The sequence below is a fragment of the Halomonas sp. ND22Bw genome, assembly GCF_003011945.1.
Classification (GTDB): Bacteria; Pseudomonadota; Gammaproteobacteria; order Pseudomonadales; family Halomonadaceae; genus Halomonas; species Halomonas halophila.
The window spans coordinates 51,791-61,617 of sequence record NZ_PXWD01000017.1 but is presented as its reverse complement, the minus strand read 5'-3'; the positions used below and the strand labels follow the sequence as shown (position 1 = coordinate 61,617).

The window sequence follows — 9,827 nt, the reverse complement described above, 5'->3', positions numbered from 1 at the left end:
TATCTAGTGACTGGTCACCGACATCCCGACAAGCGCCCACATGAATTATCTGATCGATTGTTAAAGAGCAGCTCCGGGCTCTATAAAGAGGGGAGCATCTTGCGTTACCGGCCGCTTGACCAGCGCCTCGCAAGGAAGGCGCATTCTACGTGATCGGCGCGTCGTGTCAACCGGTGATCTTCAAGCTCTCGAGAGAGCGAAGCGGATGACCGAGCGGTCGTCTTCAGCGAGTGAAGCGAGGTCCGATCGAGCCCTCAGCGGGCTACCGTAGCGAGTGGCGGCATCTTACCGATTCCGCTGACCCTGTCAATCGAGCGATTTCGACGTCCGCCGAAAAAACCTCAAGAAAAACAAGCGCTTTTGCCACTTATCACCGCCTGCAACGTTGCCCGTCGCCGGCAGCGGATGCGTACTTTACGGATTCTTCCGGGGCGACGCAAGCCTTCCTGTAAAATATAGTCCAGCCCACCGTGCGGACCAAGACGATGCCCATGCCGTTTCGGCATCGCCCTGCCCCACCGCCCTAGAAGCTATCCTCTGGGACTCGGACGACCCCTTCCATCAGCACCCGGGCGCTACGGCTCATGGTGGCCTTGAGCGCCGTCCAGCCACTGCCCGCCTGACGTGCCTCGGCGCCCACCCGCAGCGTGCCGGAGGGATGGCCGAAGCATACCGAGGTACGCTCGCCGCCGCCGGCGGCGAGATTCACCAGGGTGCCCGGCACCGCCGCCGCACTGGCGATGGCCACCGCGGCGGTCCCCATCATGGCGTGATGCAGCTTACCCATGGACATCGCCCGCACCAGCAGGTCGATATCCTCCGCGGACACGGTCTTGCCGCTGGAGGCGACATAGTCGGCCGGCGGCGCCACGAAGGCCACCTTGGGGGTGTGCTGACGCTGCGCCGCTTCCTCGGGCCGGGCGATCAGCCCCATGCGCAACGCGCCCTGGGTGCGGATCGCCTCGAGGCGCGCCAGCGCCTCGGCGTCATTGTTGATCGCCTCCTGCAGCTCGGTGCCAGTATAGCCGATGGCCGCCGCCTCGACGAAAACGGTAGGAATGCCGGCGTCGATCAGGGTCGCTTGCAACGTGCCGATACCCGGCACCTCGAGCTCGTCGACCACGTTGCCGGTGGGAAACATGGCGCCCTCCCCGTCCGCGGGATCCATGAAGTCCACCGCCACCTCGGCGGCCGGGAAGGTGACGCCATCGAGTTCGAAGTCGCCGGTCTCCTGGACCTCTCCGCCCCGCATCGGCACGTGGCCAACGAGAGTCTTGCCGATGTTGGCCTGCCAGATGCGCACCTCGGCGATGCCGTCTCGCGGCAGGCGCTCGGGATCGACCAGGCCGCTGGCGATGGCGAAGGGCCCCACGGCCGACGAGAGATTGCCGCAGTTGCCGCTCCAGTCGACGAAGGGCGCGTCGATGGACACCTGGCCGAACAGATAGTCGACGTCGTGATCGGGACGCTCGCTCTTCGACAGGATCACCGTCTTGCTGGTGCTCGAGGTCGCCCCGCCCATGCCGTCGATCTGCTTGCCATAGGGATCGGGGCTGCCGATCACGCGCAGCAGCAGCGCATCGCGTGCCACTCCGGGCACTCGAGCGGCCTCGGGCAGGTCGTCCAGGCGGAAGAACACGCCCTTGCTGGTACCGCCACGCATATAGGTGGCGGGAATGCGGATCTGGGTCATGCGTGGCTCGCCTCCTCGCTCTCTTCCCCTTCCAGGAAGTCCTCGGCGAAGCGCTGCAGCACGCCGCCGGCCTTGTAAATGGAGACTTCCTCGGCGGTATCCAGGCGGCAGATCACCGGCACGCGCTCGCTCTCTTCCGTACGCTCGCCAGCGGCACGATGAATCACCAGCGTCAGCGTCGCGCCCGGCGCGGGGTCACCCTCCACGTCATAGGTCTCGGTGCCGTCGAGCGCTAGCGTATGACGGGTCGTGCCGGGCTCGAACTGCAGCGGCATCACGCCCATGCCGATGAGATTGGTGCGGTGAATGCGCTCGAAGCCCTCGGCGACGATCGCCTCGACCCCGGCGAGTGCCACACCCTTGGCCGCCCAGTCCCGCGACGAGCCCTGGCCATAGTCGGCGCCGGCGATGATGATCAGCGGCTGGCGACGCTCCATGTAGGCCTCGATGGCCTCCCACATGCGGGTGACCTTCCCTTCCGGCTCGATCCGCGCCAGCGAGCCCTGGATCACCTCGCCCGCTTCGTCGCGCACCATCTCGTTGAACAGCTTGGGATTCGCCAGCGTCGCGCGCTGGGCGGTGAGATGATCACCGCGGTGGGTGGCGTAGGAATTGAAGTCCTCTTCCGGCAGGCCCATCTTCGCCAGGTACTCGCCGGCGGCGCTGTCGGCCATGATGGCGTTGGACGGCGACAGATGATCGGTGGTGATGTTGTCCGGCAGGATCGCCAGCGGCCGCATGCCCTTGAGCCCGCGCTCGGCCGCCATGGTGCCTTCCCAGTAGGGCGGCCGGCGGATATAGGTGCTCTGCGCTCGCCAGTCGTAGAGCGGACTCTCGGCGGCTTCCACCGCGTCGAGATCGAACATCGGGATATAGACCTCGCGGAACTGCTCCGGCTTGACGTACTCGGCGACGATGGCGTCAATCTCCTCGTCCGAGGGCCACAGGTCCTTTAGGGTGATCGGCTGACCATCGGGACCGAAGCCCAGAGCGTCCTGCTCGATATCGAAGCGCACCGTGCCGGCGATGGCGTAGGCCACCACCAGCGGCGGCGAGGCCAGGAAGGCCTGCTTGGCATAGGGATGAATGCGCCCGTCGAAGTTGCGGTTGCCGGACAGCACGGCGGTGGAATAGAGATCGCGGTCGATGATCTCCTGCTGGATCTTCGGGTCCAGGGCGCCGGACATGCCGTTACAGGTGGTGCAGGCGTAGGCGACGATGCCGAAGCCGAGCCTCTCCAGCTCGGGCAGCAGACCGGCCTCTTCCAGGTAGAGGCGCGCGACCTTGGACCCCGGCGCGAAGGACGACTTCACCCAGGGCTTGCGCACGAGGCCCAGTGCGTTGGCCTTCTTCGCCAGCAGGCCGGCGGCCACCACGTTGCGCGGATTCGACGTGTTGGTGCAGCTGGTGATGGCGGCGATGATCACCGCGCCATCGGGCATCTTGCCCTCCTTCTCCTCTTCCTGTGCCTTGTCGTAGTCGACGGCGATACCGCGGTCGTGCAGCGCGCTGGTCGGCAGGCGACGGTGCGGATTGGACGGCCCGGCCAGGTTGCGCTCCACGCTGGAGAGGTCGAACTCCAGCACCCGCTCGTACTCGGCGCCGGCCAGGTCATCAGCCCACAGGCCGGCGGTCCTGGCGTACTGCTCGACCAGCGCCACCTGCTCCGGCTCGCGGCCGGTCAGCCTGAGATAGTCGAGGGTCTGGTCGTCGATGTAGAACATCGCCGCCGAGGCCCCGTATTCCGGCGTCATGTTGGAGATGGTGGCACGGTCGCCGATGGTCAGGCTCGCCGCGCCCTCACCGAAGAACTCCAGATAAGCGCCCACCACCCGCTCGTTGCGCAGGAACTCGGTGATCGCCAGCACGATGTCGGTGGCGGTGATGCCGGGCTTGCGCTGGCCGGTCAGCCGCACGCCGACGATGTCGGGCAGGCGCATCATGGAGGGGCGGCCCAGCATCACGGTCTCGGCCTCGAGGCCGCCGACGCCGATGGCGATCACCCCCAGGCAGTCGATATGCGGGGTGTGACTGTCGGTGCCGACGCAGGTATCCGGAAAGGCGATGCCCTCGCGCGCCTGCACGACCGGCGACATCTTCTCCAGGTTGATCTGGTGCATGATGCCGTTGCCGGCGGGGATGACGTCGACGTTCTCGAAGGCGGTGCGCGTCCAGTCGATGAAGTCGAAGCGATCCTCGTTGCGGCGATCCTCCACCGCCCGGTTCTGCTCGAAGGCATCCTGCTCGAAGCCGGCATGCTCCACGGCCAGGGAGTGGTCGACGATCAGCTGGGTCGGCACCACCGGATTGACCTTGGCCGGGTCGCCGCCGCGCTCGGCGATGGCGTCACGCAGCCCGGCCAGGTCGACCAGCGCCGTCTGACCGAGGATGTCATGACAGACCACCCGGGCCGGATACCAGGGAAAGTCCAGATCGCGCTTGCCGTCGATGATCTGCTCGAGGGCGGCGTCGCGCAGGCCCGGCTCGCAGCGGCGCACCAGCTGCTCGGCCAGCACCCGGGCGGTGTAGGTCAGGGTGTCATAGGCGCCGGGGCGAATCGCCTCGACCGCCTCGCGGGTATCGAAGTAGTCCAGCCCGGTGCCGGGCAGGGGCTTGCGGTAATCGGTATTCATGGCGTGGCCACCCTCGGATCGGGTCGTGGACAGGAAAAGACGCGCCGGAAGCAGCAGTGAAGCCGGGGACAAGGCGAAGCGAGGGTCCTACGCCATGGATGGCGTCGGTAGCGCCCAGGGATGGGTTCACAGCGCCCTCGCGCAGACTTGTCCCCGGCGAAGCTCATGCCGGGCATCGAACTGGAGCGTCAGTCTCGCTCCTCGATCGGCACCCACTCGCTGTGCTCCGGCCCTGTGTAGTCGGCGCTCGGGCGGATGATGCGGTTGTTCTCGCGCTGCTCGAAGACGTGGGCACACCAGCCGGTCACCCGCGAGCAGACGAAGATCGGGGTGAACAGCTTGGTGGGGATGTCCATGAAGTGATAGGCGCTGGCGTGGAAGAAGTCGGCGTTGCAGAACAGCTTCTTCTCGCGCCACATCACCGCCTCGACACGCTCGGAGACCGGATAGAGCACGCTGTCGCCCACGTCCTCGGCCAGCTGCTTCGACCATTTCTTGATGATGGCGTTGCGCGGATCGGACTCGCGGTAGATGGCATGGCCGAAGCCCATGATCTTGTCCTTGCGCTCGAGCATGCCGAGGATCTCGCGCTCGGCCTCCTCCGGCGACTGCCAGTGCTCGATCATTGCCATGGCAGCCTCGTTGGCGCCGCCGTGCAGCGGGCCGCGCAGCGAGCCGATGGCCCCGGTCACGCAGGAGTGCATGTCGGAGAGCGTCGAGGCGCAGACCCGCGCGGTGAAGGTCGAGGCATTGAACTCGTGCTCGGCATAGAGGATCAGCGAGACGTTCATCACCCGGGCGTGCAGCTCGGAGGCCGGCTCGCCGCGCAGCAGGTGCAGGAAGTGCCCGCCCACGGACGCGTCGTCGGTCTCGGTCTCGATACGCACGCCGTCGTGGCTGAAGCGATACCAGTAGCAGATGATCGAGGGCAGGGCCGCCAGCAGGCGGTCGGCGACGTCCTGCTGCTGGTCGAAGCGCTCCTCGGTCTCGAGGTTGCCGAGCATCGAGGCGCCGGTGCGCATCACGTCCATGGGGTGGGCGTCGGCCGGAATCTGCTCGAGCACGGTCTTCAGCGCCGGCGGCAGGCCGCGCAGGCCCTTGAGCTTGGTGACGTAGGCGTCGAGCTCGGCCCGGTTCGGCAACTTGCCCTTGAGCAGCAGGTAGGCCACTTCCTCGAAGCGCGCCTTGTCGGCGAGCTCGCTGATGTCGAAGCCACGATAGGTCAGGCCGGCACCGCTCTTGCCGACGGTGCACAGGGCGGTGGAGCCGGCGCTCTGGCCGCGCAGGCCAGCGCCGCCGATGGATTTGTCTGCCATGGTGTCTCTCCTCTTGCTGCGTGAGCTTGGCGTGGTCTTGTTGTTCGAAGTCGGCTCAAGAGACGCGGACGCGCCCTCGCCCCTGCTATGCCGAGTCGTTCTCTGCAGACGCGTTCTCTGCAAACAGGGCATCGAGCTTGCGCTCGAAGTCGTGGTAGTTGAGGAAATCGTAGAGCTCCTCGCGGGTCTGCATCTGGTCCACCACGTCGCGCTGATGGCCCTGTTCGTGAATGCTCTGATAGACCCTGAGCGCCGCGGCGTTCATGGCGCGGAAGGCCGACAGCGGATAGAGCACCATGCGACAGCCGACCTCGGCGAGCTCCTGCTGGCTGAACAGCGGGGTGGCGCCGAATTCGGTGATGTTGGCCAGGATCGGCGCGTCGAGGCGCTCGCAGAAGGCGCGGTAATCGTCCAGCGTGTGCACGGCCTCGGCGAAGATGGCGTCGGCGCCGGCCTCCAGGCAGGCGTTGGCGCGCTCGATGGCGGCCTCGAGCCCCTCCTTCTGGAAGGCGTCGGTGCGGGCGATCAGGTAGAAGTCCGGATCGAGGCGCGCGTCGGCGGCGGCCTTGATGCGGTCGACCATCTCCTGCTGGGAGACGATGGCCTTGTTGGGCCGGTGCCCGCAGCGCTTCTGGGCCACCTGATCCTCCAGATGCACGGCGGCGACGCCGGCACGCTGCATCTCCTTGACCGTACGGGCGATGTTGAAGGCCCCGCCCCAGCCGGTATCGATGTCCACCAGCAGCGGCCGATCGGTGGCACCGCAGATGCGGTGGGCGTCCTCGACCACGTCGTTCATGGTGGTCATGCCGAGATCCGGCAGGCCGAAGGAGGCGTTGGCCACGCCGCCGCCGGACAGGTAGATCGCCGGATGGCCGACGCGTTCGGCCATCATCGCGGTGTAGGCATTGACAGTGCCGACGATCGGCAGCGGCCGACTGGCCTCGAGGGCGGCGCGGAAACGGGCGCCGGGCGTCGCTTGGGTCATGGGTTTCTCCGGTCGGTGGCGGCGGCCTGGGAAGCGGCCGACTGTTCCTGTTCGAGGACGGCGGCGTAGCGCTCGACGACGTTCTCCCGCGAGGCGCTGACGTGGCGCCGCATCAACAGCTCGGCGAGCTCGGCGTCGCCGGCCTCGATGGCATCGACGATGCGGTGGTGCTCGACGAAGGCCCGCTGTGGACGCGAGCCGCTGGCGCTGAACTGGGTGCGATACAGCCGCACCAGGTAGTAGAGGTCATCGCACAGCATGCCCATCAGCATCCTGTTGTGACTGCCCTGAACGATGCGGTAGTGGAAGTCCAGATCGCCCTCGCGCTGGTAGTAGGCCTCGCCGCGGCTCAGGTCGCTCTGGCGCTCGTGAAGCGCCAACACCTCGCGCAGCCCGGCGATCTCCTCGGGCGTCATGTGTTCGGCGGCGATCCGCGCCGCCATGCTCTCCAGCGCCTCGCGCACGTCGAACAGCTCGAGCAGTTCCTGGATGGAGAGCTTCACCACCCGAGCCCCTACATGCGGGACCCGCTCGATCAGGCGGTGCGCCTCGAGGCGACGCATCGCCTCGCGCAGCGGCCCGCGGGAGATGCCATAGGCCCGCGACAGTCCCGGCTCGGTGATCTTGCTACCGGGCGGCAGCTCGCCACGCACGATGGCATCCTGCAACTGCTGGAAGACCCGCTCCGCCAGGGTGCGGACCTCGGGAACGTTGGCCGGTGATGTCTGGGCGTTGGTCATGGTAATTGTCGACAATCAAGGGATGTAAGCACTCTAGCCAGTGCCGTCTCAGGGGTCAATACGCCTCATGATCGCACTTATCCCCCTTTGGTTGTAAACAACCTGACGGAGCGGCCCGTCGAGCGGTGGCCTCCACGGCGCCCCGTCGACGCTCGGCCGCGCGGTGACGGGACAAAGCCCTTCTTGGCGCCTAGAATGTGCCGCCTGACGAGGGAAACCGCATCGATGACATCACCACTCGAGATCACCCCCTACCCCTATCGGGACTCGCCCCTGGACGCCTTCGCCGCCCTGCGCCACCGGCCCCACGCCGTGCTGCTCGACAGTGGCCGTCCGGCCGCACCGGGCGGCCGCTACGACATCCTCTCCTGCGACCCGCTGAGCGTACTGGAGGTCGACGCCGAGGGCCGCAGCCACGTCGATGATGCGCCCGCGGACCTGTCGCCCTTCGAGGCCCAGCGCGCGCTGCTCGAGCGGCTGCCCCGGGACGTGCCCGACAGCGAGCTGCCCTTCCTCGGCGGACTGATCGGTTATTGGAGCTATGACCTCGGCCGCTGCCTGGAGCCGATTCCCGGCCGCGCCCAGCCCGCGGCCGAGCTGCCGGCGGCTCGGGTCGGCCTCTACGACTGGGCGCTGATCCAGGATCACGAGCGCTGCGAGGCCTGGCTGGTCGCCACGCCGGAACGCCGCGCCCAGGCGCTGGGCTGGCTCGACGCGACGGCCGATCGCCAGGATGACGACGCGTTCCGCCTGACCGGCGACTTCACGGCGGCGATGAGCCGGGACGACTATCTGGCACGCTTCGATGCCGTGCAGCGCTACATCCGCGCCGGCGACTGCTACCAGATCAACCTCGCCCAACGACTCAGCGCGCCCTACGAAGGCGACCTGTGGACGGCCTATCGCCGCCTGCGTCGGGCCACGCCCACGCCCTTCTCCGGCTTCCTCGAATGGGGCGAGCAGGCGATCCTGTCGATGTCGCCTGAGCGCTTCCTGCACTGCGCCGAGGGCCGAGTGGAAACGCGCCCGATCAAGGGCACCCGGCCGCGTGGCGCCACGCCGGAAGAGGACCGCCGTCTGGCGGAGGAACTCACGACGAGCGTCAAGGATCGCGCCGAGAACGTGATGATCGTCGACCTGCTGCGCAACGATCTGGGACGGGTATGCCGCCCCGGCACGGTGCGAGTGCCCCAGCTGTGCGGGCTGGAAAGCTATGCCAACGTCCATCACCTGGTCAGCGTGGTGATCGGCGAGCTGGCCGAGCAGCACTCGCCCCTGGCGCTGCTGGCCGCCGCCTTCCCCGGCGGCTCGATCACCGGCGCCCCCAAGGTACGCGCCATGCAGATCATCGACGAGCTGGAGCCCTCGGCACGTAGCGCCTACTGCGGCAGCCTCGGCTACGTCGACGTGCGCGGCCACATGGACACTTCCATCGCCATCCGCACCGCCGTGGCCGACCGCGGCCGGCTGCACCTGTGGGGCGGCGGCGGCCTGGTGGCGGACTCCGAGGGCGAGGCGGAATACACCGAGACCCTGGACAAGATCCGCCACCTGATGGCGGCGCTGAGCGATCCGGCCTGACCGCGCCCGGACACTCCGCGGCCACGCCGGTCGAACAGTCCGCCATGGAATAAGAAAAACACGCTTTTAATTCTTAGCGGAATAAATATCCAAGCAATCGGTATTGGGGCCGCTCATGGCGGCTCTGCTAGGGTAGCGTCATCGAGAACACCATCATTCTTGGAGGCGCTCATGGAGCCGCAACTCGACGCCATCAACCGCGACCTGGGCCAGGACCCCGAAGCCCTGGTCCGCTGGGCCCTGGAACAGGGCGCCCGACCGATCGTCACCACCAACTTCCGTCCCTTCGAGGCGGTGATCCTGCACATGGTCAGCCAGGTGCGGCCGGACATTCCGGTGGTGTGGATGGACCACGGCTACAACACCGAGGCCACCTACCGCTTCGCCGACGCCGTGGTGAAGCAGCTCGGCCTCAACCTGGTCAGCTACATCCCGCGTCGCACCCGGGCGCACCGCGAGGCCGTCGAGGGCCCCATGCCGGGCATCGACGACCCGCGCCACGCGGCCTTCACCGAGGAGGTCAAGCTCGAGCCCTTCAATCGCGCCCTGAGCGAGATGGCCCCGGACGTCTGGTTCACCGCGCTGCGCGCCGAGGACACCCCGGAACGCGCCAAGATGGATCCGGTCAGCCGCAACGCCGACGGCCTGCTGAAGGTCGCCCCGCTGCTGCACTGGAGTGCCCGCGACATGTACCAGTACCTGGAAGCCCACGACCTGCCCAACGAGTTCGACTACTTCGACCCCACCAAGGTGGAAGAGAAGCGCGAGTGCGGCCTGCACCTGCAGCATTGAGCCGACGCTGAAACGCAAGACGCCGGCGCCCGTCCTCTGGACGGGCGCCGGCGTTCTCTTTCCGTGTACGGGCCGGGCCGCCCC

At 67.3% G+C, this 9,827-nt stretch carries 7 protein-coding genes; 2 read left to right on the top strand and 5 right to left on the bottom strand.

Translation table 11 applies throughout. The annotated features are described in order from the left end of the window. Positions 1 to 523: 523 nt before the first annotated feature. The 5 genes from prpF to CVH10_RS15970 form a co-directional block, all read right to left on the bottom strand. On the bottom strand, positions 524 to 1,693 hold the full coding sequence (prpF, locus tag CVH10_RS15990; RefSeq protein WP_106489224.1) for a 2-methylaconitate cis-trans isomerase PrpF: 1,170 nt from the start codon (positions 1,691 to 1,693) through the stop codon (positions 524 to 526). Continuing rightward, positions 1,690 to 4,326, bottom strand: coding sequence for a Fe/S-dependent 2-methylisocitrate dehydratase AcnD (acnD, locus tag CVH10_RS15985; RefSeq protein ID WP_106489223.1), 2,637 nt, complete (start codon positions 4,324 to 4,326; stop codon positions 1,690 to 1,692). The genes prpF and acnD overlap by 4 nt, the downstream gene beginning before the upstream one ends. Before the next feature lie 188 nt (positions 4,327 to 4,514). Beyond that, positions 4,515 to 5,642 carry a 2-methylcitrate synthase gene (gene prpC, locus CVH10_RS15980; protein ID WP_106489222.1) on the bottom strand — a complete coding sequence of 376 codons (1,128 nt, stop codon included), beginning with the start codon at positions 5,640 to 5,642 and terminating at the stop codon, positions 4,515 to 4,517. Positions 5,643 to 5,727: 85 nt separating this feature from the next. Next, the gene (gene prpB, locus CVH10_RS15975) at positions 5,728 to 6,630 is read right to left on the bottom strand and encodes a methylisocitrate lyase (RefSeq protein ID WP_035598803.1); all 903 of its coding nucleotides are present in this window, start codon (positions 6,628 to 6,630) and stop codon (positions 5,728 to 5,730) included. Next, positions 6,627 to 7,370, bottom strand: a complete 744-nt coding sequence (locus tag CVH10_RS15970; RefSeq protein WP_035598806.1) for a GntR family transcriptional regulator — start codon at positions 7,368 to 7,370, stop codon at positions 6,627 to 6,629. The genes prpB and CVH10_RS15970 overlap by 4 nt, the downstream gene beginning before the upstream one ends. A 225-nt stretch (positions 7,371 to 7,595) precedes the next feature. Between CVH10_RS15970 and pabB the strand changes: the two genes are divergently transcribed. After that, positions 7,596 to 8,951 carry an aminodeoxychorismate synthase component I gene (pabB, locus tag CVH10_RS15965; RefSeq protein ID WP_106489221.1) on the top strand — a complete coding sequence of 452 codons (1,356 nt, stop codon included), beginning with the start codon at positions 7,596 to 7,598 and terminating at the stop codon, positions 8,949 to 8,951. Positions 8,952 to 9,122: 171 nt separating this feature from the next. After that, positions 9,123 to 9,743 carry a phosphoadenosine phosphosulfate reductase family protein gene (locus CVH10_RS15960; protein WP_106489220.1) on the top strand — a complete coding sequence of 207 codons (621 nt, stop codon included), beginning with the start codon at positions 9,123 to 9,125 and terminating at the stop codon, positions 9,741 to 9,743. Positions 9,744 to 9,827: the final 84 nt, after the last annotated feature.